This is a genomic window from Metabacillus mesotrionivorans (genome assembly GCF_052171315.1).
Lineage (GTDB): Bacteria > Bacillota > Bacilli > Bacillales > Bacillaceae > Bacillus_P.
In genome coordinates, this window is record NZ_JBQMFF010000001.1 from 118,938 (window position 1) to 143,828 (window position 24,891).

23 protein-coding genes and 1 other annotated feature are annotated in these 24,891 nt (G+C 42.3%); of the genes, 19 read left to right on the forward strand and 4 right to left on the reverse strand.

What is annotated here, in order from left to right; genetic code table 11:
* Nucleotides 1-4 precede the first annotated feature (4 nt).
* The 3 genes from ACTSEZ_RS00490 to ACTSEZ_RS00500 all read left to right on the forward strand — a co-directional run bounded on the left by ACTSEZ_RS00490 (nucleotide 5) and on the right by ACTSEZ_RS00500 (nucleotide 2,128).
* The gene (locus ACTSEZ_RS00490; protein WP_369732203.1) at nucleotides 5-862 is read left to right on the forward strand and encodes an NAD-dependent epimerase/dehydratase family protein; all 858 of its coding nucleotides are present in this window, start codon (nucleotides 5-7) and stop codon (nucleotides 860-862) included.
* Nucleotides 863-977: 115 nt separating this feature from the next.
* On the forward strand, nucleotides 978-1,928 hold the full coding sequence (locus tag ACTSEZ_RS00495; RefSeq protein ID WP_369732204.1) for a BMP family ABC transporter substrate-binding protein: 951 nt from the start codon (nucleotides 978-980) through the stop codon (nucleotides 1,926-1,928).
* A 14-nt stretch (nucleotides 1,929-1,942) separates the two neighbouring features.
* Complete coding sequence (locus ACTSEZ_RS00500) at nucleotides 1,943-2,128, forward strand: ComZ family protein (protein WP_369732205.1); 186 nt, start codon at nucleotides 1,943-1,945, stop codon at nucleotides 2,126-2,128.
* Nucleotides 2,129-2,377: 249 nt separating this feature from the next.
* On the opposite strand, the gene ACTSEZ_RS00505 is transcribed toward ACTSEZ_RS00500, so the two are convergent.
* Complete coding sequence (locus tag ACTSEZ_RS00505) at nucleotides 2,378-3,304, reverse strand: hypothetical protein (RefSeq protein ID WP_369732206.1); 927 nt, start codon at nucleotides 3,302-3,304, stop codon at nucleotides 2,378-2,380.
* Nucleotides 3,305-3,669: 365 nt separating this feature from the next.
* On the reverse strand, nucleotides 3,670-3,927 hold the full coding sequence (locus tag ACTSEZ_RS00510) for a hypothetical protein (protein ID WP_369732207.1): 258 nt from the start codon (nucleotides 3,925-3,927) through the stop codon (nucleotides 3,670-3,672).
* Nucleotides 3,928-4,093: 166 nt separating this feature from the next.
* Here ACTSEZ_RS00510 and ACTSEZ_RS00515 point away from each other — a divergent pair, with 166 nt between their 5' ends.
* From ACTSEZ_RS00515 to ACTSEZ_RS00560, 10 genes are all read left to right on the forward strand, one after another.
* On the forward strand, nucleotides 4,094-5,026 hold the full coding sequence (locus ACTSEZ_RS00515; protein ID WP_369732208.1) for a beta-ketoacyl-ACP synthase III: 933 nt from the start codon (nucleotides 4,094-4,096) through the stop codon (nucleotides 5,024-5,026).
* 35 nt (nucleotides 5,027-5,061) lie between these two features.
* Nucleotides 5,062-6,300: a beta-ketoacyl-ACP synthase II gene (gene fabF, locus ACTSEZ_RS00520; protein ID WP_369732209.1), complete on the forward strand. Its 1,239-nt coding sequence runs from the start codon at nucleotides 5,062-5,064 to the stop codon at nucleotides 6,298-6,300.
* 487 nt (nucleotides 6,301-6,787) lie between these two features.
* Entirely contained in the window at nucleotides 6,788-7,573 is a 786-nt protein-coding gene (locus ACTSEZ_RS00525; protein ID WP_369732210.1) for a DUF2268 domain-containing putative Zn-dependent protease, read from the forward strand.
* 203 nt (nucleotides 7,574-7,776) lie between these two features.
* On the forward strand, nucleotides 7,777-8,763 hold the full coding sequence (locus ACTSEZ_RS00530) for an ABC transporter ATP-binding protein (protein ID WP_369732211.1): 987 nt from the start codon (nucleotides 7,777-7,779) through the stop codon (nucleotides 8,761-8,763).
* Nucleotides 8,760-9,776, forward strand: a complete 1,017-nt coding sequence (locus ACTSEZ_RS00535; RefSeq protein ID WP_369732212.1) for an ABC transporter ATP-binding protein — start codon at nucleotides 8,760-8,762, stop codon at nucleotides 9,774-9,776. Before ACTSEZ_RS00530 ends, ACTSEZ_RS00535 begins: the two co-directional genes overlap by 4 nt.
* A gap of 105 nt (nucleotides 9,777-9,881) precedes the next feature.
* Nucleotides 9,882-11,531, forward strand: coding sequence for a peptide-binding protein (locus ACTSEZ_RS00540; RefSeq protein WP_369732213.1), 1,650 nt, complete (start codon nucleotides 9,882-9,884; stop codon nucleotides 11,529-11,531).
* A 177-nt stretch (nucleotides 11,532-11,708) separates the two neighbouring features.
* The gene (locus ACTSEZ_RS00545; protein ID WP_369732214.1) at nucleotides 11,709-12,659 is read left to right on the forward strand and encodes an ABC transporter permease; all 951 of its coding nucleotides are present in this window, start codon (nucleotides 11,709-11,711) and stop codon (nucleotides 12,657-12,659) included.
* A 13-nt stretch (nucleotides 12,660-12,672) separates the two neighbouring features.
* A complete protein-coding gene (gene opp4C, locus ACTSEZ_RS00550) occupies nucleotides 12,673-13,590 on the forward strand; it encodes an oligopeptide ABC transporter permease (protein WP_369732215.1) in 918 nt (305 codons plus the stop codon).
* A gap of 312 nt (nucleotides 13,591-13,902) precedes the next feature.
* Entirely contained in the window at nucleotides 13,903-14,649 is a 747-nt protein-coding gene (locus ACTSEZ_RS00555; RefSeq protein WP_369732216.1) for a YjbA family protein, read from the forward strand.
* A 157-nt stretch (nucleotides 14,650-14,806) separates the two neighbouring features.
* A complete protein-coding gene (locus ACTSEZ_RS00560; protein WP_369732217.1) occupies nucleotides 14,807-15,292 on the forward strand; it encodes an STAS domain-containing protein in 486 nt (161 codons plus the stop codon).
* A gap of 46 nt (nucleotides 15,293-15,338) precedes the next feature.
* Here ACTSEZ_RS00560 and trpS read toward each other — a convergent pair whose 3' ends face one another.
* Together trpS and ACTSEZ_RS00570 are read right to left on the reverse strand one after the other, a co-directional pair.
* A complete protein-coding gene (gene trpS, locus ACTSEZ_RS00565; protein ID WP_369732218.1) occupies nucleotides 15,339-16,328 on the reverse strand; it encodes a tryptophan--tRNA ligase in 990 nt (329 codons plus the stop codon).
* A 53-nt stretch (nucleotides 16,329-16,381) separates the two neighbouring features.
* Nucleotides 16,382-16,596 (reverse strand) — a binding site (T-box leader).
* Nucleotides 16,597-16,643: 47 nt separating this feature from the next.
* Complete coding sequence (locus tag ACTSEZ_RS00570) at nucleotides 16,644-17,003, reverse strand: DUF3899 domain-containing protein (protein WP_369732219.1); 360 nt, start codon at nucleotides 17,001-17,003, stop codon at nucleotides 16,644-16,646.
* Nucleotides 17,004-17,419: 416 nt separating this feature from the next.
* On the opposite strand from ACTSEZ_RS00570, the gene ACTSEZ_RS00575 reads away from it, so the two are divergent.
* From ACTSEZ_RS00575 to ACTSEZ_RS00600, 6 genes are all read left to right on the forward strand, one after another.
* Nucleotides 17,420-19,117, forward strand: a complete 1,698-nt coding sequence (locus tag ACTSEZ_RS00575; RefSeq protein ID WP_369732220.1) for a peptide ABC transporter substrate-binding protein — start codon at nucleotides 17,420-17,422, stop codon at nucleotides 19,115-19,117.
* 147 nt (nucleotides 19,118-19,264) lie between these two features.
* Nucleotides 19,265-20,191 carry an oligopeptide ABC transporter permease gene (opp3b, locus tag ACTSEZ_RS00580; protein WP_369732221.1) on the forward strand — a complete coding sequence of 309 codons (927 nt, stop codon included), beginning with the start codon at nucleotides 19,265-19,267 and terminating at the stop codon, nucleotides 20,189-20,191.
* Nucleotides 20,191-21,213 (forward strand): oligopeptide ABC transporter permease, encoded by a 1,023-nt coding sequence (gene opp3C, locus ACTSEZ_RS00585; RefSeq protein WP_369732222.1) that lies wholly within the window; start codon nucleotides 20,191-20,193, stop codon nucleotides 21,211-21,213. Before opp3b ends, opp3C begins: the two co-directional genes overlap by 1 nt.
* An 18-nt stretch (nucleotides 21,214-21,231) precedes the next feature.
* Entirely contained in the window at nucleotides 21,232-22,275 is a 1,044-nt protein-coding gene (locus ACTSEZ_RS00590) for an ABC transporter ATP-binding protein (RefSeq protein WP_369732223.1), read from the forward strand.
* Nucleotides 22,276-22,278: 3 nt separating this feature from the next.
* Nucleotides 22,279-23,217, forward strand: a complete 939-nt coding sequence (locus ACTSEZ_RS00595) for an ABC transporter ATP-binding protein (RefSeq protein ID WP_369732224.1) — start codon at nucleotides 22,279-22,281, stop codon at nucleotides 23,215-23,217.
* A gap of 162 nt (nucleotides 23,218-23,379) precedes the next feature.
* A complete protein-coding gene (locus ACTSEZ_RS00600) occupies nucleotides 23,380-24,582 on the forward strand; it encodes a putative glycoside hydrolase (protein ID WP_369732225.1) in 1,203 nt (400 codons plus the stop codon).
* Nucleotides 24,583-24,891: the final 309 nt, after the last annotated feature.

Here is a 24,891-nt window from a genome sequence, read left to right on the forward strand (position 1 = left end):
TAACATGAAAAAAGCGTTCATTGCGGGCACCCTGCAGTTTGTCGGTTTTTCCCTCTGCAGCAGGCTGCTTGAAGAGGGCGTATGTGTTGATGGCATCAGCAATCATTATGAGGATGAACTCGAACAGAGAGTGGCTGAAGAAAAGCTGATGATGATCGGGAGAAATGCTCTGTTTCAAAGCGTGGAGTCGGTTCCAAAAGAAAAAGAGCATGATCTTATTTTCTGCTGCATTCAGGATCCTGCCGACAAAGAAAGCAGGATTCATGAAAATCTTCTAAAAGAGTGTGCTTCTCTTTCACTTACTCACAAGATCCCTCTAGTATTAATTTCATCAATGGAAGTATATGGGGAGAATCAGCTTGTGATTGATAAAAACACGGTACCAGCTCCGACAACTATAAATGGAGCTGCTCATTTAAAGCAGGAACAGACATTGAAAAAGCTTTTTAACCAGTCAGATCTGCTGAAAATCATCCGGTTTCCAGGTCTTTACGGTCCGTGGCAGCCAAATTCCGGCAGCATTCATAAACGCATTGTTGCTTCCTTAACTGGCGGGAGCCCTGTTCAGGATGAAAAAGAGGAAAGAAGAGACCTTCTTTACATCGAAGATGCCGTGAGTGCCCTGATTGAGCTGTCTAAACCTGAAACATTTACAGGAGATACCGTTCATTTATCTTCCGGAAAAGAAAATCAGTGGAGAGAGGCTGCAATGCTTCTGAATGAAAAAAAGGAGAGCGGAATCGCCTGCAAAGTTTCAGAGGACATAAAATATACTGTGCGCAGCAGCGTTTCACTAAAAGAGGGATTAAGCGCCCAAACCGAGTGGATCAGGCAAAACCTCTATATTTTTCAGTCCTTGTAGATAAAATCTCTGGATTTGCTTATTTTTTGGGAAATATATCCTTGTGCCGAATGAGCCAAACAGTCTAAAATATAGAGGAATCTAGACTTGCACAAGCTTAAAGGAGCTGCTTGCCATGCTGAAGAAAAGTATTCTCTTCGCGATGTGCCTTTTTTTTCTGGCTGGATGCGGACAACCCCGTCAGAATGAGCTGGAAAAAGTAGGCTTGCTTGTACCTGATACGATCAGCGATCAGGTTTGGGGAACGAAAGGATACAAAGGGCTTTTGAAAATACAATCGCAATACGGGGCCGAAGTCTTTTATAAAGAAGGCATGAATAATGAAGATGCGGTGAGAGAAGCCGTCAATGAGATGAGCGGCAAAGGAGTCAATCTCATTTTTGGCCATGGAAGCGAATATGAAGCCTATTTTGAAGGGCTGAATGAAGAATATGAGGATATCAGGTTTGTTTTTTTCAATGGTGATGCAGATGGAGAAAATGTGACGAGCCTCAACTTCAATGCAAATGCCATGGGGTTTTTTGGGGGCATGATCGCCGGGGAAATGACGAGCACCAACAAAGTGGGAATTCTTGCTGCATATGAATGGCAGCCGGAAGTTGACGGTTTTTATGAAGGGGCTTTTTATCAAAACCCTGATGTTGAAGTGAAGATTCAATATGTCGAGAGCTGGGATGACGTGAGGACCGCTCTGAATTATACAGATGAAATGCTTGCCGAAGGCGTGGATGTTGTATATCCGGCAGGTGACGGCTATAATGTACCTGTAATCGAAAGAATGAAAGAAAAAGGCCTGTATGCCATCGGCTATGTGTCCGATCAGTCAGACCTTGGAGAAAATACCGTTCTGACCAGCACAATTCAGCATGTGGACAGGCTTTATGAGCTTGTCGCAGAGAAATACCAGGCCGGTGAACTCGCCAGCGGAAATCTCTATTTTGATTTTCAGGATAACGTGATTGAAATGGGTACATACAGTCCGAAAGTCGACAAAGCCTTTCAGGAGAAATTAGAGCAGCAAATTGAAACCTACAAGCAAACAGGCAAATTGCCAAATCAGCTGTAAAGGAGGAACTTTGGATGAGCCAGGATACTAAAACACTTGAATTTATGCAGATCGCCATGAAATATCTTCCCGAGGCAAAAGCGAAGCTCGATGAAGCAGGAATTGAAATCAGAGCTGAACACCTTCAGCCGATGATGGAGCTTTTAACGAAAGTCATGAAGGATGCATATGAACTTGGAAAAAATGAAGCAGAGAAATAAATCGGCTTTTTTGAGTTGACAACTTAAGTTTGTTGATCTATTTAATATTGAGCTCACCATTGATTTGTCTATAACATTTCAATTAATATTCTAAGGGTTAAAAAGTGAATTTTTTGACTGCTTATTAAATTTGCAGTATTAATATCACATATTATATAAATTTTTAAAAAAGCAGGCAGGAAAAAAGTTCATTTTTCCTGCCTGCTTTTTTTTAGTGACTTGAGTGATAGTCTCTAATCGCCGTATTAGTCACTTTAAATTCTTTGCAAAGTCGATAATGGATTTCTTATTTATGTTGCCTTTTGAAAGACCAATAATTACAGTATTTGTTCCATTTTTATTAATATTAACCTCATATAAAACATCATTTTCTTCAGGTCTAATTGTTTGCGAGTACTCAGCTTTCATACCATTTATATTAATGATTTCTTGAGGGGCATATAAATTTGAAACTCTATTACTGTTCATTACTCTAATATGTTCTTCTGGATTTTTACTATTACTAAATATCGTATCTACTGTATAACTATCTTTTGCTTTACTTATAAAAGTTTCCTTTTTAAAGCCAAGTGGATTTTTACTACTTTTTAGTATTTTAAAACTAACCTGATTTTGAGCATTTTCTTCAGATGTTTTTAAAGAATTAACTTTGTTAGTAGCGTTTTGAATATCTGGAACGCTTTCCATTGAAGCAGATGAGAATGATGAGCTCTTTTTAAAGATAACGTCATCTATATGAGTAGTTGCTGTATAACATCCATTAGCGAACATACTGGTCTCAGTCCAACTAGCAGTGTTTGAGTTCCAACCAACTGTATATGTACCAGGCCAAGTATAAGTAGTGCCTTTGACATTTTTACAATAGAAAGTATTTACTTGTTTACTAGTTCTATTAACATTATCTACTATCCACATCATACCCCATGCACCACCGCCAGTACCTGAAGACATCTTAATACTATTATATTTTAAAGATGTTGAGGTGGCATAAACAGAAGTTGTCTGTTTATATGATGAACCCATGTCTGACAGTGTTTTATTGTGAGTACTATATCCACTTGTAGGATATGCGAACGCTTGGTCTGCATGAGTGTCATCAGCTCCAATTGAAAATGCTAATGTTGTAGCAAGAAGCGTTGTTGCTAAAAATTTGATCTTTTTATTTTGTAAGCTCATAGTGTTTCTCCTCCTAATGTATTTTTGGATATATTTTACTTTATATCCAAATTCAATATTATCATAAAGTTAGCAATAGTAAATATATTTCTTTTTTTTTGATTAATTTAAAAAAACTAACAAAGATTCTCCGTTAGATTTCTGTAATTAAATAGACATGAGCGATTTGTAAAAAAAAGACTAATATTAAAGAGTGTTTCGGCTGCAGTTGATTGAATTTAAAAATCATTTCATGCATTCTAGTGATGGTTTCAATATATAAAAGGGATAGTATCTGTATTTGTTCATCACAAATAGCTAACAACATGCAAATGATTAAAAAGTTTATCAATGCATTTTGTCAGCCACTTAAATTTTAAAACTATTTATTTAATAAATCTTTTTAAGTAATCCAGTATCGGTGAAAACTCTTTTACGACCGGCTTTAATTCTTTTATTGAGTCCATAATGTCATCAATCTGCATGAAAATGCTAAAATAATCGGTTCCGGACTGAGGTTCCTGCTCATCAAGAGCGGGCCTTTTTTCTGTTTCCTCCTGCTCTGTGCGCACCTCACGTCTATCGCCGAACATGAAGGAGTTGAAAAAATCTCCGGACTCATCCGCCTGTCTTTTTTCGCTCAACATAAACACCTCTCTTACTTTTCCTTACTGACAGTGTATGTTCTGATTCAAAAGCGGAGCGAGGCAAACGCACAGATTTGGATTGAAATTTTAAAAAGAATACGATAAAATTAGTACCAGGTAATAATAATTGATTCTAAAAACAAGCGAAAAAGGAGCTGCATATATGAGTGCTGGAATTATTGGGATTGCACGGTATACTCCGGACCGTACTGTAACAAATGCTGATCTTGAGAAAGTGATGGACACATCCGATGAATGGATCCGCACACGGACAGGTATTGAAGAACGCCGTCTTGCAGAAGATGATATGGATACTTCCGATATGGCTTACTATGCAGCTAAAAAAGCGATTGAAAACGCTGGACTGACTGCAGAGGATTTGGATATGATTTTAGTGGCCACTGTAACGCCCGATCAGCCATTTCCTACGGTTGCATGCATGCTGCAGGAAAAACTCGGGGCAAGGAAAGTAGCTGCCATGGACTTGAGCGCGGCATGTGCGGGCTTTATGTACGGACTGATTACAGCTCAGCAGTTCATCGAAACGGGCGCTTATAAAAATGTGCTTGTTGTAGGTGTTGAAAAACTGTCAAAAATTACAGACTGGGATGACCGCAACACAGCCGTCCTTTTCGGAGATGGTGCCGGAGCGGCTGTTGTCAGCAGCGTATCTGAAGGAAACGGATTTCTTTCTTTTGAACTCGGCTCAGACGGCTCTGGCGGAAAACACTTATATCAGGATGAAAAAATTGTGATGAACGGCAGAGAAGTTTTTAAATTTGCCGTCAGACAAATGGGTGAATCGAGTGTGAATGTCATTGAAAAAGCGGGTCTTAAAAAAGAGGATGTTGACTTCTTAATTCCGCATCAGGCAAACATTCGGATCATGGAAGCAGCGAGAGAGCGTCTTGAGCTTCCAGTTGAAAAAATGTCAAAAACGGTTCATAAATATGGAAACACCTCAGCAGCATCCATTCCGATTTCACTTGTCGAGGAAATTGAGGCAGGGACGGTTAAGGACGGAGACGTTGTGGTCATGGTAGGTTTTGGGGGCGGATTAACCTGGGGCGCCATTGCTATGCGCTGGGGCAGATAAACTTTTAAATAATAAAAAAGGCAGGGTGTATACAGATGACAAACAGGCGAGTTGTTGTAACCGGACTTGGAGCCATTACTCCAATTGGAAGCGATGCAGCATCCACTTGGGACAATGCAATTAAAGGGGTATCAGGTGTCGGCCCGCTGACGCGGATTGATTCTGCTGATTATCCTGCAAAAGTGGCAGCAGAAATCAAGGACTTTGATGTTGAGAAGTATATGGATAAAAAAGAAGCAAGAAAGATGGACCGTTTCACGCAATATGCCGTAGCAGCGTCTTTTATGGCGGTTAAAGATGCACAGCTTGAAATTACAGATGAGATTGCACCTCGTGTTGGAGTATGGATCGGGTCCGGCATCGGCGGGATGGAAACCTTTGAAAATCAGTTTGAAACACTGCTGACAAAGGGTGCCAGACGCGTCAGCCCATTCTTTGTTCCAATGATGATCCCGGATATGGCAGCAGGCCAGGTTTCGATTGCTTTAGGGGCAAAAGGATTTAACTCATGTACGGTAACAGCATGTGCTACCGGCACAAACTCAATTGGTGATGCATTTAAAGTTATTCAGCGCGGTGATTCAGATGTCATGATCACAGGCGGAACAGAAGCACCGATTACAAGAATGGCGTTTGCCGGCTTCAGCGCAAGCAAAGCGCTTTCCACAAATCAGGATCCGGCAACAGCAAGCAGACCGTTTGATGCCAACCGCGACGGATTTGTCATGGGAGAAGGAGCAGGGATTCTTGTTCTTGAAGAGCTTCAGCATGCACTCGACCGCGGAGCGCCGATTTATGCAGAAATCGTCGGCTACGGAGCAACAGGTGATGCCCATCATATCACAGCTCCTGCACCTGGAGGAGAAGGCGGAGTGCGCGCAATGAGAATGGCGCTTGAAAACGGCGGCCTGTCTCCAGAGGACGTTGATTACGTAAATGCCCATGGCACAAGCACTCCTTATAATGATAAATTTGAGACGCTTGCCATTAAAGAAGTATTCGGAGAACACGCATACAAGCTTGCCGTTTCGTCCACAAAATCCATGACAGGGCACTTGCTTGGAGCAGCGGGCGGAGTTGAAGCGATTCTTTCCATACTTGCCATCAAAGAAGGCATCATTCCGCCAACTATTAATCTTCATGAGAAGGACCCGGAATGTGACCTTGACTACGTTCCAAACGAGGCAAGAAAAACGGAAGTGAATGTTGCACTGAGCAATTCACTTGGGTTCGGCGGACATAACGCAACGATTATCTTTAAAAAATATCAATGATGATCTAAACGAGAAAAAATCAGTTAACAAAGAAATTTCCGGACTATGATTAATAGTTCGGATTTTTTGTTTAATTGACTTTTAGCAGAGCCAATGAGAAGCAAATACCTAGAAAAGTGCCACTTGGGTTAGTGGCGCCACAAACAAGGATTCAAGCGCGAGAAAAGTGACATCACTCAGCGTAGTGGCGCCATAAAAAAGGATCCAAGCCCTAAGAAAATGGCATCACTCGGTATAGTGACGCCACAAACAAGGTCAAAGTCCGAGAAAAGTGGCATCACTCGTTGCAGTGACCACAAACAATGGTCCAAGTGCAAGAAAAGTGGCATCACTCAGTGAAGTGACGCCACAAGGATCCAAGTGCCAGCACTTTCAGCGTTACGAATCCATTACCGCAAAACGACAGCACACTTGCCATTTTCATTTCCCTTTTCACCCCCCCTCCCGCATCTTCATAAGATACCGCAGAGGGGAGTGCGGATGTTTTATGACTGTAATCAAGACAAATGAATGGCTCGAAGAATCAACCGATCATCTTAAGATTTGCGGACGGCTGAAGCCGTACTTTCATAAAAGCAGCACAAGGGAAATCAGTGGCTATTTGAATTCTTTTGGTATGTACAGAGGGGAAGTAACGGGTGGTCTGCTGTTTGCAGATTTGAAGAAAAATAAGGTGTGGGACATTGTGAGGACGGATGAAGCCTTGCTCAAAAAGGAATGGTCAGGTCCGGATGTGCCGGTATTCATTCTGCCTGCTGATGCGGCCAACAGAAAAATGCGAGATGAATTTGGAGGGAAATCAGGTCTTGCCTTTCATGATAAACTCTTTCTGTTTCTGTCGGATAACAGCAAAAAAGAAATTCAGACAATCCTGACCCATGAATATCATCATGTCTGCAGGCTTGCAAAAGACCCGAAAAAGGAAAGGGACTATACGCTGATGGATGCGGTCATTCTTGAGGGAATGGCAGAGAATGCAGTCAGGGTGAGAATGGGGGAAGAGTATGCAGGATCCTGGACGAAGCGCTATTCGAAGGATCAGGTTCAGTCTTTTTATGAGAAAATCTTAAAACCGAATCTCGAGCTGAAAAGCGATTCCAGAAAGTTCACCCAAATCATGTTCGGAACAGGATTCTATCCAAAGATGCTGGGATATGCAGCGGGCTATCAGATCGTGAAGGATTACATGGAAAAGACAAAAATAAACATGACAGATCTCTTTTTTATTTCGTCAGACGAAATAGTTAATAAGTCATTCATTAAACCCAAGTAAGGGTTTTTTTGTTGGTATTTTTTCCTAGTAAAGACAGTAATTTAATAATAAAGTTACAATATTTTAAAAATTCGCTTGCTTTTGTAAAACTTTTGTAATACTATACAAATATATATTTTCTGACTATTCAATGTTTACAAAAAGTTAAGATGATTTATATAATTAATAAGGAAATTCTTTACATCATAGGGCGGTGAAGGGTATTGTCAGTACTTTTGGAAGTTAAGAATCTGAAAACATATTTTTACAAAAAGAAGCAAGCTGTTCCTGCTGTGGATGGCGTTGACTTGAAGATACATAAAGGCGAGACGGTTGCACTTGTAGGGGAATCGGGATCGGGCAAAAGTATTACATCTCTTTCCATTATGGGGCTCGTACCAAGTCCTGGAGGAAAGATAGTAGATGGAGAGATTTTGCTTAACGGCAAGGATTTGGCCAAGCTTTCCGAAAAGGAATTGTGCAAGGTGCGGGGAAATGACATCTCAATGATTTTCCAGGAGCCGATGACCTCTCTGAATCCTGTTCTGACCATTGGCGACCAGATTACAGAAGTGCTGATGTATCATCAGAAGCTTCCTAAAAACCAGGCTGTCAAAAAAGCAATTGAGCTTTTAAGATTAGTAGGATTCAGCCGGGCGGATGAAATTATTCATGATTATCCGCACAGATTATCAGGCGGAATGCGCCAGCGTGTCATGATTGCGATTGCGATGAGCTGCAATCCGAAGCTCCTGATTGCGGATGAGCCGACAACGGCGCTGGATGTTACCATTCAGGCACAGATTCTGGATCTGATGAAAGATGTCAGCCAGAAATTCGATACTAGTATTCTCTTAATCACGCATGACCTCGGCGTTGTATCTGAAATAGCCGAGAGAGTAGTAGTTATGTATTGCGGTCAGGTCGTTGAAGAAGCGTCCGTAGAAGATTTGTTTGATGAACCGCTTCACCCTTATACACAGGGACTCATGGCTTCGATCCCTTCAATAGACGGTGATATTGAGAAGCTGAATTCGATTCCGGGCAACGTTCCTACACCGGATAATCTTCCTGCAGGCTGCAGGTTTGCACCAAGATGCCCAAAAGCATTTGATAAGTGTTTCAGCGCTCTTCCTGAGTTGACGCAGCATTCAGCTCATCGCTCTGTCCGGTGCTTTTTATATGATGACGAGGAGGCTGCCGTTCAATGAAAGTTGCAGATGCAGAAAGAAAGACAGCGCAGCTGAAAAACGATGAAACGATTCTTCAGCTGATAGATGTACAGAAACACTTTCCGATCAAATCCGGAATTCTTCAGAAAACTGCAGGGTATGTAAAGGCCGTAGATGGAATCAACCTGACTGTTAAAAAGGGAGAAACCATCGGAATAGTTGGCGAATCAGGCTGCGGAAAATCCACTGCAGGGCGGACGATTATCCGTCTGTATGAGCCAACCGGCGGGAAAATTCTGTTCGACGGACAGGATATTACCAATTTACCCGAAAGCGAGCTCCGCAAAACCGTCCGGAAAAATATTCAGATGGTGTTTCAGGATCCGTTTGCTTCATTAAATCCGAGAAAAACTTTAGGTTCCATCATTAAAGAACCAATGAATACCCATAATCTTTACAGAGGAAAAGAAAGAACCGAAAAAGTAGAAGAGCTGCTTGAAAAGGTAGGATTGAACGCATCCTTCATCAACCGCTATCCTCACGAATTTTCAGGAGGGCAGCGCCAGAGAATCGGGATTGCGCGGGCAATCGCGCTGAATCCTCAGATGGTCATTGCAGATGAAGCTGTGTCGGCGCTTGATGTATCGATTCAGGCACAGATTATTAATCTATTAGAAGATCTGCAGGATGAGTTTAACCTGACCTATATGTTCATCTCGCATGACTTGAGTGTTGTAAGACACATAAGCGACCGTGTCGGAGTGATGTATCTCGGCAAAATGATGGAACTGGCTGATAAAAACAGCCTCTACTCTGAGCCGCTGCACCCTTATACTCAAGCACTGCTTTCAGCCGTTCCGGTTCCAAGAAAGGCCGGTCAGGCAAGACGGGAGCGCATCGTCCTGAAGGGAGAATTGCCGAGCCCGGCAAATCCTCCGCAGGGCTGCGTCTTCCACACAAGATGTCCGGCTGCAACAAGCGCCTGCCGCGAAGCCGTTCCTCAATTTAAAGAAGTAAAGAAAAATCACTTTGTTGCTTGCCATCTTTATTGATGGCAAGATCAGCATACATCACACTCTTGAAGGGGGGAGATGGCAGAAGCCATAACTTGTCAGTCAAGAAGTCTAAAAATTAAAAATTTAAGGGGGAAATACGAAGTGAAACAACGTAAAGGTTTATTTACACTGCTTAGCTTACTGCTGGTATTCTCTTTGTTCCTTGCTGCGTGCAACAACGGCGCGGGCGACAAACCTGCTTCAGGTTCTGGCGGCAAAGAAAAACCGGCTGAAGATGCCGGCGAACCGCAAATGGGCGGAGATTTGGTAGTTGGAACGATTGGCGGACCAACATTGTTTAACCCAATGTATTCTACAGATGCTTCAAGCTCTGATATCGAAGGCTTCATCTTTGACGGACTTGTGTCTTCTGACACTGAGTTCAACCCGACTTTGCACCTCGCTGAAAAAATCGACGTGTCTGAAGACGGTTTAACGTACACTGTAAAAATCAGAGAAGATGTTAAATTCCACGACGGCGAACAGCTTACTGCAGATGACGTAGTATTTACATACGGCATCCCTAAAAGCCCTGACTATGTCGGTGAGCGCGGATCTGGTTTTGAATCTTTAGAAACAGTAACTAAAAAAGGCGACTTTGAAGTAGAATTCAAGCTTAACAAGAAAGATGCTTCATTCTACCCTGTGTCTCTAAGCTACGGAATCCTTCCTGAGCACATCCTTGGAAAAGTTCCAGTGGGAGAGCTTGGCGAGAACGAATTCAACACAAAATCTCCAATCGGTACAGGCCCATTCAAATTTGTTGAGTGGAAAGACGGAGAATATGTAAAAGTTGAGAAGAACAAAGATTACTTCCTTGGCGAGCCATACCTTGATTCAATCACGTACAAAATCGTTCCTGACCAGGATGCGCTTCTTGCACAGCTTCAAGCTGGCGATGTTCAATTCACAGAAGTACCGGGTACTGACATTGAAACAGTAAAAAGCACGTTCAGCGGCGTAAAAGTTGAGTCTGGCTTAGGTCTTTCTTACACTTACATCGGCTGGAACCAAAAGAACGACCTTTTTAAAGATGTAAAAGTGCGTCAGGCTTTAACAATGGCTCTTGACAGAGACGCTATGGTTTCATCTGTTATGAACGGCGACGGTGAAGTAGCTCACGTTCCTGAGAGCCCGCTTTCTTTCGCATACAGCGACGATGTGCCAAAGTTCAATTATGATGTCGAAAAAGCAAAATCTATGCTTAAAGAAGCAGGATGGGAAGATACTGACGGCGACGGCATTCTTGACAAAGACGGCAAGAAATTCTCATTCTCTCTAAAAACGAACCAAGGTAACAAAATCCGTGAAGATATCGCGGTTGTTGTACAGCAGCAATTAAAAGAAATCGGTATCGAAGTTAAGCCTGAGATCATCGAGTTCTCAGCTTTCATCGAGCAGGTTTCTGCACCAAACTGGGATTTCGATGCAATGATCTTAGGATGGAGCTTGTCTACTTTCCCTGATCAATATGACATCTTCCACTCAAGCCAAATTGCTGAAGGCTTAAACATGACTGATTACACAAACAAAGAAGCAGACAAGTTAATGGAAGAAGCGAAACAAATTCTTGATCAAGATGAGTATGCTAAAAAGTATGCTGACATCTACAAGCTTATTGCTGAAGACCAGCCTTACACGTTCCTTTACTATCCAAACGTTCACCGCGTAATGCCTGAAAATCTTCAAGGCTACGAGTTTAACGCGAAGTCTGAATACTACAATATCCACAAATGGTGGTTAAAACAGTAATCACAAGTTACTGAAACACTCCAAGAAACGTGCAGAGGGAAGGGAACATCCCTTCCCTTGTTTTTATGAAGAGAAAGTTGCACATTTCTTGCTAATTTCGAAAATTGAACGAGTCTGTTTGTTTCTGGACCCTGTTTTTACCTATAGAAAATTGAGAAGGAAAGGGGAGATCTAGCTGTGCTTACTTATATCGTCCGCCGAACATTGATGGCTATTCCCTTATTGTTAGGTATTACAATTATCTCGTTTGCGATTATCAGACTTGCACCTGGAGACCCGACAACGCTATTGATGGATCCGACCATCAGTCCTGCTGATAAGGCGAAATTTATGGAGAAATACGGATTAAATGATCCTGTACACATTCAATATCTGAAATGGCTTGGAAGCATGGTGCAGGGGGACTTCGGAACATCTCTTATCCGTAAGGGCGTGCCTGTAAGCGAAATGATTATGAACCGTTTGCCGAATACGCTATTGCTTATGGTTGTCTCTACTGTTCTTGCTCTGATCATTGCTATTCCTTTTGGCATCATTTCTGCAGCAAGACCTTACACAAAAGTTGATTACACAGTATCTGTCACTTCTTTCCTTGGACTGGCTACCCCTAACTTCTGGCTCGGGCTTATTTTAATCATGGTCTTTGCCGTGCAGCTAAACTGGTTCCCGACCGGAGGAACCTCAACCTTGAATGCCGAATTCAGCATATGGGACAGGATTCACCATCTCATGCTGCCTGCATTTGTTCTTGCCTCTGCCGATATGGCGGGCTTGACGAGGTATTCAAGGTCAAGCATGTTTGACGTCCTTAAGCAGGATTATATGAGAACTGCCCGTGCAAAAGGGTTTAAAGAATCGAAAGTCATTATTAAACACGGCGTGCGCAATGGATTGATTCCGATCATCACTATTTTCGGTCTGATGATTCCTTCCTTTATCGGAGGAGCTGTCGTTGTTGAGAAGATTTTCTCATGGCCTGGAATTGGACTTCTTTTCTTTGATTCTGCATTCCAGCGTGATTATCCGGTTATTATGGCGTTAACTGTTATTTCAGCTGTTTTTGTCGTCATCGGAAACTTAATTGCTGACATTCTTTATGCAATCTTCGATCCGAGAATCGAGTACTAGGAGGGGGAGCACAATGGCACAAACTAACCTGACACCGGAAACTTCTGGTCAGCTGGCGGTTCACGGGATCAAAGCGAACCCTGACACGTTAACGAAAATATTCTTCAGAAAGTTTGCCAAAAACAAACTCGCTGTAGCTGGAGCTGTGTTTCTAATTTTCATCATATCTACTGCAATGCTTGCTCCAGTTATTGCACCATATGCATATGATTCACAAGATTTAACAAAAAAACTTGTTCCACCTGGAGGAATAGAACATCTTCTTGGAACAGACCGATTTGGAAGAGATTTGCTAACGCGCTTGTTATACGGGGCTCAGATATCCTTGCTAGTTGGGTTTGCATCAGTTATAGGCTCTATTACGATTGGTACTGTTGTAGGTGCAATAGCAGGGTACTTTGGAGGCATTATTGATGCGATTCTGATGAGATTTGTAGATATTATTCTTTCAATCCCTCAAATCTTTTTATTGATTACGCTTGTAACAATCTTTAAACCGGGTGTGGATAAGCTGATCATCATATTTGCCGTACTTGGGTGGACGACAACTGCGCGTCTTGTCCGCGGTGAATTTCTGTCGCTGCGCACACGCGAGTTCGTTCTCGCTTCTAAGACAATTGGAACGAAAAGCTTTAAGATTATTTTCTCGCACATCCTTCCGAATGCGATTGGGCCAATCATCGTTTCTGCTACCCTTTCAGTAGGCGGAGTTATTCTTGCTGAGTCAACGCTCAGCTACCTTGGTCTTGGCATTCAGCCTCCGACAGCAAGCTGGGGCAATATGCTGCAGGATGCGCAGAACTTCACCATTCTGCTGACATCGCCTTGGTACCCGCTATTGCCGGGTTCATTGATACTCCTGACAGTTCTTGCCTTCAACTTTGTAGGGGACGGGTTAAGAGACGCGCTGGATCCAAAAGTAAACGAATAACAAGAAGAACAGCCAAGACATTGTTTCTTGGCTGTTTTTTATTGTTAAGGATTTATAAAGGGTTAAAAGGCATTGGAACACATAACTACGTCCAGTTGCAGCGCCTAGATCCTCTGTCAGAACAAATCCGCCAAAAAAAGGCGAAACCCGGACTTTTCTGTTGGATTCTTATCTGTCTATCGGAGCGGGTCTTGGCGCTTCCGCTTTTGGAATTTGTCGAAAGAAAACAACCATAAAATGAACGAATTGGAATATATTTTCTTTTCCCTGCCTATACTGAAAGACAAAAGCATCGGAAGTGAGGGGTAAGAAATGTTGTTTCTTCATGATGTATGGGTGAATTGGTTCGAGGGTGAAGAAAATGGGTACAACGTGTGTCATTTTCACGAATGGAGAAAAGACGACAGTGTTGAGCTTTTGGATCAGGTTCCTCTGTTCAGAGTAAATTCGGTTTTATTCCATTATATTGAAAACGATTTGTCGGAACTGCCTCAAGGACTGCTGAAGGATGCCTTTCAAAAGGCATATATCAGAAAAAATCATGAGCGGATTCAGCTTGATTATTGTTTTGTCGTTACAGACGGCGAAGGAATTCTTGCCGTTGATACAATCGGCTACAGTATTCCCGTCCGCAAAAGCCGGCTCATTCCAAGACAGGAACAGCTGGTATATGAAATGATAAAAGATGTAGAAGCTGAAGAATATACGTACGAGGCAGAAATTCTTGAAAAAGAGTTTCACATCCTCTCGCCAAGTCCATCTCAAATGAGCGGGCTGACCCGCAAGGAGAGACAGCTTAAGCAGCTGCTGTTTATGGCTCTGGATCAGCTTCAGTCAACAAAGAATGCAGCTGAAGTGAAATACTGGTATACAGAGTGGAATCCGTCTATGTACGAAACCATTCAGGACCTGAGCTTTGAGGATGTGTGGCAAAAGCTTTACAATGAAACTGTTTCAGGCTGGAGCCCGAAACACATGATTCTTACAGAAAACCTGATTAAAGGCCAGCCCTTTTTTGAAAAACTGTGGGATATGGAGCATGAATCAAAAGTAAATTAAGACAAGCTTAAAAGAAGCCAAAATTGGCTTCTTTTTCTGTTTTTATCATCTGCTAAATAAAAGACAGGAAAAACCATTCCAAAACTTCTATTTAATAGGTAAAAAGCTGAAACAATGGTAAAATGAAAAAAAGTCATTCATTTGAGCGAGGGCATATATGATAAGTGAAAAAGTAAATGTGGAAGAGCTGCAGGAGGAAATTATCGAGTTGAAAAGGCAGCTCAGGGAACAAGAGGAACTAATCAGAGAAATTTCTGTTCCGATTATTCCTTCAATCATACCTGAGACCATTCTTGTGCCGATTACCGGGAAGCTTTCATCAGAACGGTTTGATATGATTACGTCTAAAATCTTGGAAACATCTCACGCAAATGAAGTCGCTACTGTCATCATCGATTTTACCGCCATATCAGAACGGGAAATCGGGGAGGTTGAACTTTTTGGATCCTATATCCAGCAGTTGACGGCCGCTGTAAGGCTCATGGGCATTCAAATTCTGTTCGTCGGCTTTGGCCCTGCTGTCATCCAGCTGTTAATTTCATCTGGCTTATCAAACGGCCAGGACATCAAGACGTTCTTAACCTTCCGGACGGCACTGCAGTACTTAATGGTGCAAAAGGGCATGGAGTTTGAAAAAATGTAGCAGATATAAAAAAGGAGAGAGCTCTTTATTGAGCACTCTCCATTTTTTATTTTCGTTTTCTTCCAAGACCCATTGCGCTTTCCATCTTTTTAATCATTTTTCCTGCCTGTGCGTTTGCACGTTCAGCCCCGCGGTCAAGGATTTCGTCAAGTTCATCTGATTCAACAAGGGAATAATATTTTTCCTGAATAGGCTGCAGGGCGTTAATCACGGCAGCAGCGGTGTCCGCTTTAAAATCTCCGTAGCCTTTTCCTTCATATTTTTTCTCCAGGTCTTCGATGGAAATGCCTGAAAGAATGGAATAGATGGAGAGGAGGTTAGATACACCCGGTTTGTTCTCTTTATCAAATTTTACAATGCCCTCCGAATCGGTAACCGCACTTTTGATTTTCTTTTCAATCACTTTAGGATCGTCCAGCAGTGTAATGAATGCTTTCTGGTTCGGATCTGATTTGCTCATTTTTTTCGTCGGATCTGCAAGGGACATAATCCTTGCACCGATCTTTGGAATGCGCACTTCAGGAACGGTAAAGATGTCATTGTATTTTTTATTAAAGCGTTCGGCTAAGTCTCTTGTGAGCTCCAGGTGCTGTTTCTGGTCTTCGCCGACTGGAACGAGATCCGTTTTATATAGTAGAATGTCGGCTGCCATCAGAGGCGGATAGGTTAACAGTCCGGCAGAAACAGCTTCTTTGCCCGCCGATTTGTCCTTGAACTGAGTCATTCGCTCAAGTTCGCCGATATAGGCCACGCATTGCATCATCCAACCTGCCTGTGCGTGCGCCGGAACCTCTGACTGAATGAACAATGTTGCTTTTTCAGGATCAAGGCCAACAGCTAAATAAAGTGCTGCGAGGCTTTTAATGCTTTTACGGAGCTGCAGGCGATCCTGCGGCTGTGTGATTGCATGCTGATCAACAATGCAAAAATAGCAGTCATAATCATTCTGCAGGTCAACGAACTGTTTCATAGCTCCGATATAGTTTCCTAACGTGACATTACCTGTGGGCTGGATGCCCGAAAAAATGGTTTTCATATCCTCACTCCTTCTTAAAATAACGCAAAAAAGCCCATTCGTCCCCTTGAACTAAAAGGGACGAATGGACCGCGGTGCCACCCTGATTATTTCTGTAAAAGAAATCACTTAGCGTCTTTTATCGCAAGACGAAACGGCTGATCCTACTTTAGTGTTCAGTCAGCTGCTCAAAAGTCCATTCCGCAGTGTTTATTGTCCGCTTTTCACCAGGCAGCAGACTCTCTGAAAAATAAGGTCACTGTGTACTACTCTTCTTCATCGCATTTACATGTTATTTCCTACATTATAGTAGCTTGCGCAGTGATTTTCAACTGTTCAGAAATAATAAACAGCAAGAGCAGCAAGCATCGTAGCCGCAAGCAGCAGTCCGGCAAGCAGGAACGGAGTATATTCAACCCGAAGAAGTTCAGAAAACAGTCTCATTTCCTCTACTTCCTTCTTATCAAGATCCCGGCCTTTGGATTGAAAGGTTCTTCTGAACCCTTGAGTGATGCCGTCAAAAAATCCCCCTTCAGCTACGATCAGGAACAGAGATACAAAGAGCAGAATCCCTGAAATGTAAAAAGAAATATTAATATAATGCAGCAGGCTGATCTCCTGATAGAAAAGCAGTGAAAGCAGAAAGACTAGAACAAATGACACGGTGAAGGCTGATAAAAATAATTTTCGATTCATAAATACCCTCTTTTTTCTTTTAATATTACTAAATTACGGGGATGTTCAATAGTTTTTTTATATTGAAATATATAAAAATAATTATTGTGAGAAAAGTAATACTACTCAGAATATTGTCAGTTTCCCTGCAAAATAGTTTATTAGCTATTGTTGTATATTGTATACATTTTTAATTTTACTTACAATTTAAAATCTTTACAAAGGCAGTGCTTCTGGCCATTTTCATGTTAAATGAATGAAATATCATGAAGAGATACCGCAGATAATATAGGTATAAAGAACTATTTTTGCTTTAAAAAAGTCTTAATTTTATTGCATTTGTGTAAATTTTATTAAAAAAATGAATGTACAAAAATTCGAAAGCTTGTATAATAGTGTTTGTAAGAATTTTTTAAAAATAAAAGGGAGGGTAATAAATGAAAAAGTCAAAATTTTCATTGCTTTTAGTCCTTTCGCTTGTACTGAGCGTTTTCTTAACTGCTTGCTACGGCGGAGGCGGATCCAGTTCTTCTGATGGAGGAGACAAAGACAAAGACTCTAAAGAAGCAGCTAATGTGCCTCAGGAGCTGAAAGTACTTGAATCTTCTGAGATTCCATCTATGGACTCAGTTCTTGCAGAAGATACAATCAGTTTATCTCAATTAAACAATACGAATGAAGGTTTATACCGTATTGATGAAAACCAGGAGCCAATCCCGGGTATGGCTGACGGCGAGCCGGAAGCTAACGAAGAAGGCACTGAGTACACAATCAAAATTAAAGAAGACGCAAAATGGTCTAACGGCGAGCCTGTAACAGCAAATGACTTTGTATTTGCATGGCAGCGCGCTCTTAACCCTGATACTGGATCTGCTTACGGTCCATACATGATGATGGGTAAAATCAAAAATGCTGAAGCATTATATAATGGTAAAGCTAAACCTGAAGATCTTGGAGTGAAAGCTCAAGACGAAAAGACACTTGTTGTCACTCTTGAAAAACCGATTCCTTTCTTCAAGTCATTAATGGCATTCCCTACGTTCTACCCGCAAAACCAAAAGTTTGTTGAAGAGCAAGGCGAAAACTTCGGTAAAAAGTCTGAAAATTTAGTGTTCAACGGACCATTCGCAATTGCTGGATGGGAAGGACCTGCTGATACTGAGTGGACTTTAGAGAAAAACGCTGAGTACTGGGATGCAAAAAATGTAAGCCTTGAGAAAATTACGTTCAACGTTTCAAAAGATCCTCAAGCAGCAGCAAACGCATTCGAAGCTGGAGAAGCTGATGTAACTCCTAAGCTTTCAACACCTGCTGTTATCGCTCAATACGATGGTGACGACCGTCTGAAAAGATGGATTGAGCCTACAATTTTCTGGCTGAAGCTTAACCAGAAGAACGAAGCTCTTGCTAACGTAAACATCCGTAAAGCAATTGCGATGGCATTCAATAAAGAAGACTTAACGAACGAAATCCTAAACAACGGATCTGTACCGGCTAACTATGCTGTACCTGCTGAATTTGTTACACACCCTGAAACGGGCGAAGATTTCCGTGAAGTTAATAAGGACCTTCTGACTTACAACCCTGAAGAAGCTAAAAAACTTTGGGAAAAAGGATTAGCAGAAATCGGCAAGAAAGAAGTTAAGCTTGTATACCTTGGCGGAGACACTGAAACATCTAAAACAGTGGACTCTTACATGAAAGACCAGCTTCAAAACACTCTTCCTGGTTTAACAATCGAAGTTCAGAGCGTACCTTTCAGCGTGCGTCTTGACCGCGACAAAACTATGGATTACGACATCCAGGCTGCTGGATGGGGTCCTGACTACCTTGACCCGATTTCATTCTCTGACCTATGGATCACAGATGGCGGAAACAACAGAATGGCATATTCAAACGAAAAATATGACAAACTTCTAAAAGACGCTCAAACAACTCTAGCTAATGATCCGGCTAAGCGTTTCGCTGCTCTTCAAGAAGCTGAAAAAGTACTATTAGAAGAAGATGCGGGTATCGCTCCTATGTATCAGCGTGCTTCAAACCTTCTGATCAACAAAAAGGTTGAAGGCTTTACGTACCACCTTGTAGGACCTGAATACAGCTACAAGTGGATTAAAATCACAGACGCTGAGTAATTTTTAGTTGCAGTTACCAGAAAAATGATTATAATCAAAAAGAATAAGAAGAGAGTATATCCAATATACTCTCTTTTTACCTGCTAAAGAATTGTCGAATTATGTAGATGATTCTGAATTTTTTATATAGTTCCAGGAGGTGCACACATGGTCAAATATTTAGGGCAACGCATGATTTATATGTTAATTACATTACTATTAATTGCCTCTTTCACATTTTTCCTAATGAAACTGATCCCCGGTACTCCATTTAACAGTGCCAAGCTTTCTGACTCGCAAATTGAGATTATGAAAGAAAAATACGGGCTGGATGAACCTGTACCAGTGCAGTATATCACCTATATGACCAATATTGTAAAAGGTGATTTTGGAGTATCTTTCCAATTCGACAACACTCCGGTATCTGAGCTATTGGCTGCTCGTATCGCCCCTTCTGCAACCCTCGGATTTCAGGCAATGTTTGTAGGAACACTCTTTGGGATTTTTCTAGGTGTCATTGGTGCTTTGCGGCAAAACACCTGGGTGGATTACGGAGCAACATTTTTTGCTGTTATCGGTAAATCCATTCCCTCGTTCGTTTTTGCAGGACTGCTTCAATACTATATTGGTGTTAAAGCCGGCTGGCTGCCTGTTGCCTTTTGGCGCGGACCGGAATACAGCATCCTGCCTACAATCGCGCTTGCGATGTTCCCGATTGCGATTGCTGCCCGTTTTATGAGAACGGAAATGATCGATGTTTTGAATTCTGACTACATCACGCTTGCTAAAGCAAAAGGTGCAAGCTACTTTGAAATTGCGTTTAAGCATGCGCTTAGAAACGCTTTAATTCCTGTTGTAACGGTTCTTGGACCTCTTGCAGTAGGTTTAATGACAGGATCTCTTGTCATTGAAAAGATTTTCTCTGTACCGGGTCTTGGAGAGCAGTTTGTTAAATCGATCACTGTAAATGATTATCCGGTCATCATGGGTACAACCCTGCTGTTTGCATTCCTTTTTGTCGTCATCATTCTTGTTGTCGATATCCTTTACGGCATTATTGACCCACGAATTCGTTTAGCGGGAGGTAAAAAATAATGGCAGAAAAAGAAATCAGCAAAGAATTGTTCCAGCCCGCTAAAATTGATTCCTCTAAGAGTGAAGAGATTAATAAACCAAGTTTAAACTACTGGCAGGACGCCTGGCTTCGCGTAAGAAAAAACAAAGCTGCAGTTGCAAGCTTAATTGTCATCGTACTATTGACGCTGCTTGCTTTTATCGGGCCTGCTGTCAGCGGATATGATTCAGCCCGCCAAAAAGCGACGCACTCCAACCTGCCGCCGCGCATTCAGGGACTTGAAAATGTGAGCTGGCTTCCATTCGACGGGACAAGAACCCTTAATAATGGAGAAGAAGTGAATGTGTACGAGCAAAAACAAATTAAAGAGTACTACTGGCTTGGAACAGATAACCTTGGACGCGATCAGTTCACGCGTATCTGGAAAGGAACGCAGATCTCTCTTTACATCGCCTTCCTTGCAGCCTTTATTGATATGGTAATCGGAGTTGCCTATGGAGCTATTTCAGGCTACTTCGGCGGACGCATTGACAATGTCATGCAGCGTATTATTGAAGTTCTGATGGGAATACCGAACCTTGTTGTTGTTATTCTCATGATCTTAATATTGAAACCTGGTATTATCTCAATCACTGTAGCCCTGACGATAACTGGTTGGGTCGGAATGGCGCGGGTTGTGCGTGCGCAGGTTCTTAAACTTAAAAATCAGGAATTCGTTCTTGCTTCCAGAACGCTTGGTGCAAGTCATTCGAAAATTATCTTTAAACATTTAATTCCGAATCTTGTCGGTGTCATTATCATCAATACGATGTTCACGATTCCGAATGCGATTTTCTTTGAAGCATTCCTGAGCTTTATCGGTCTTGGACTTCAGGATCCGATTGCTTCACTTGGAACGCTGATTGATGAAGGATTCAAATCGATGAGAGCATTCCCGTATCAAATGATTTACCCTGCGATCGTAATCAGTGTCATTATGGTTGCATTCAATATGATTGCTGACGGACTGCGCGATGCGCTTGATCCGAAAATGAGAGACTAGAGGGCAGGTGAATAGACGATGGAAAAAATACTTGAAGTAAAAGACTTGCACATCTCATTCCATACATTTGGAGGAGAAGTACAGGCAATCCGCGGAGTTGACTTTGACCTGAAAAAAGGAGAGACACTTGCCATTGTAGGTGAATCCGGGTCAGGGAAATCGGTTACGACTAAGTCAATCATGCGTCTCTTGCCTGAAAGCAACTCTGACATAAAAAAAGGCCAGATCCTTTTCGGCGGCAAAGACCTTGCTAAACTGAGCGATAAACAAATGCAGAAGATTCGCGGAAAAGACATCTCTATGATTTTCCAGGATCCGATGACCTCTTTGAACCCTACAATGATTGTCGGCAAACAGATTATGGAACCAATTGTGAAGCACCAGAATATGAGCAAATCACAGGCGAAAGAGAGAGCGATTGAGCTGCTTCGTCTTGTAGGGATACCAAAGCCAGAGCTTCGCTTTAAGCAATATCCGCACCAATTTTCAGGCGGTATGAGACAAAGGGTTGTTATTGCAATTGCTCTTGCCTGCAATCCTAAAGTCTTAATTGCGGACGAGCCGACAACAGCTCTTGATGTTACGATTCAGGCCCAGATCCTCGAGCTGATGAAGGATCTTCAAAAGAAAATTGATACATCCATTATTTTCATTACGCATGACCTTGGAGTTGTGGCAAACGTTGCTGACCGGGTTGCAGTCATGTATGGCGGCAAGATTATTGAAATCGGCACAGTCGATGAAATTTTCTATAATCCGCAGCATCCATATACATGGGGATTAATCAGTTCGATGCCAAGTCTTGATTCTCAGGACCAGGAACTGTATGCCATTCCGGGTACGCCTCCGAACTTGCTAAACCCTCCAAAAGGTGATGCATTTGCTGCCCGTAATGAATATGCGATGCAGATTGACTTAGAAGAGCAGCCGCCAATGTTTAAAGTGTCCGATACTCATTATGCGGCAACATGGCTGCTCCATCCCGACGCTCCTAAAGTTGAACCGCCGGCAGCTGTTAAACTGCGCCAGCGCAAGTTCCCTGAAATCAAGGAGGGAAAATAACACATGCAAAAAGAAAAACTTCTTGAAGTGAAAGATCTGAAACAGCACTTTAATGTAGGAAAATCAAATGAAGTGAAAGCTGTTGACGGTATTTCGTTTGACATTTATAAAGGCGAAACACTTGGACTTGTCGGAGAATCCGGATGCGGAAAATCGACAACAGGCCGTTCCATCATCCGTCTATATGAAGCAACCGGCGGTGAAGTGAAATTTGGCGGAGTCAATGTCCACGGAAAAAAATCAAAGGCCGATCTTAAAACCTTTAACCGTAAAATGCAGATGATTTTCCAGGATCCGTATGCCTCACTTAACCCAAGAATGAAAGTTTCTGACGTTATTGCCGAGGGAATTGATATTCACGGTCTTGCGAAATCAGACAAAGAGCGCATGGAGCGGGTATATGAGCTGCTTGAGACAGTTGGTTTGAACCGGGAGCATGCGAACCGCTATCCCCATGAGTTCAGCGGAGGACAGCGCCAGCGTATCGGAATCGCCCGGGCGCTTGCTGTAGATCCTGACTTCATTATTGCCGATGAGCCGATTTCAGCACTTGATGTTTCGATTCAGGCTCAGGTTGTCAACCTGATGAAAAAGCTGCAGCAGGAAAAAGGTCTTACGTACCTGTTCATTGCCCATGACCTTTCCATGGTAAAATACATCAGTGACCGCATCGGTGTTATGTACTTCGGAAAGCTTGTAGAGCTTGCAGATGCAGAAGAGCTTTACAACAATCCGATTCATCCTTATACACAGGCTCTATTGTCTGCGATTCCGCTTCCGGATCCGGACTATGAGCGCACGCGCATCAGAAAAAAATATGATCCTGCCCAGCATCAATACACTGCAGGAGATGAACCGCAGTTCCGCGAAGTAAAACCAGGACATTTCGTTATGTGTTCAGAAGCGGAATTCAAACAATATCAGGCAAAATATACGAACTAGCCGTGCTGAAGTGACCTCTTTTAAAGAGGTCGCTTTTTTTATGTTTCATGGAAGTGATTAGCAAATCCTGTTGGAATTTGTAAAAATAAGTCTCATTACATGTATGAACCGCTATACCTGTCATTTATAATAAGAAGAAACTAGCCGAAAAGGGGTGGTAACGTGGCTTTTTATAGGAAGGTTTTTCCTGCCGCTTTGCTTGCGTTCATACCTGTATTAGCAGGGGGACATCAGGCACAGGCGGATTCCGTTTTAACCGCATCCGTTCATGAGTCTAAAGAAATCGTTCATCAGCTGAAAGAGCTTCCGGAAGAAATGCCCCGTTTTCTGTTTGATTCAGGCCTCGTGTTTCAGTACCCTGATGCAATCAGAGGGATTTATGTGACAGGCCATTCAGCAGGCGGCAGCAAGTTCAGCCAGCTCACAGACCTGATTGATAAGACAGATTTAAATGCTATGGTTATCGATGTGAAAGATGATTTTGGAAACCTGACCTACATGCCTGAAAAAACATCGCCTTATTTCGGGATCAGCAAGCAATACATAAAAGATCCGCGGGCCATGCTTGAACAGCTTCAGAAAAAGAACATCTATCCGATTGCAAGGGTCGTTGTATTTAAAGATTCTGTACTTGCGCAGCAGAAGCCCGAGTGGTCGTTTCAGGACGGCAGCAGCGTATGGAAAAATGGCAGGGGCGAATCATTTGTTAATCCATTTATGAAGGAAGTATGGGACTATAATGTGAATATCGCCATCGAGGCAGCTAAATTAGGCTTCCAGGAAATACAGTTTGATTATGTCCGGTTTCCGGAAGGCTTTGAAAACAAAGATGCAGCCCTTACCTACAGTCAGGGAAAATATGGTCAGTTAAAACAGGATAATGTTCAAAAAAGGGTAACAGCGGTAACGGACTTTGTAGCCTATGCAAAAGAAAAGCTGAAGCCATATGGCGTCAAGGTTTCTGTTGATATTTTCGGATATACAGCAACCCTTCCGGAAGCGCCGGGCATCGGGCAGAACTTCTCGAAAATTTCAAGCCATGTAGATGTCATCTCCTCTATGATTTATCCGAGCCACTGGACGGCCTATTTCGGCATAGAAAAACCCGATCTTAAACCTTATGAGCTGATTACAGAATATGCGAAACTTGAAAAGAAAAAGCTGGCAGAGCTGAAAAACAGTCCCGTCTCAAGGCCTTGGCTTCAGGACTTTACCGCCTCGTGGCTTGGCTCCGGCAATTATAAAAAGTACGGAAAAGAAGACGTGGAAGCCCAAATCAAGGCGCTTCAGGATCAGGGAATCGATGAATATCTCATATGGAACGCAGGGAACAATTATACAAAGGACGTTGATTATACTCCGTAAAAAAGAGGCTGGGACGTAACTGTTTTAGTCATGAAAAAACCGAACTAGCCATAGCCAGTTCGGTTTTTCGTGTTAAAAGACTAGGAATGGATCCGTATTTGTGGTGTTTTATCACGAGTACTGCCAATTGTATGGTAGGTGGATCCTTTTTTGTGGCACGCGTTCTATTTCGCCTCTAACAACACTTTGCCTCGTCCATTGAACCCGGTAAATGTTCTAATCCGCTGTTAATAACAACTTCTCATGTACTATGAGGTTAGAAAGTGTTCTAATCAGTCTCTAACAACACTTTGCCTCGTCCTTTGAGGT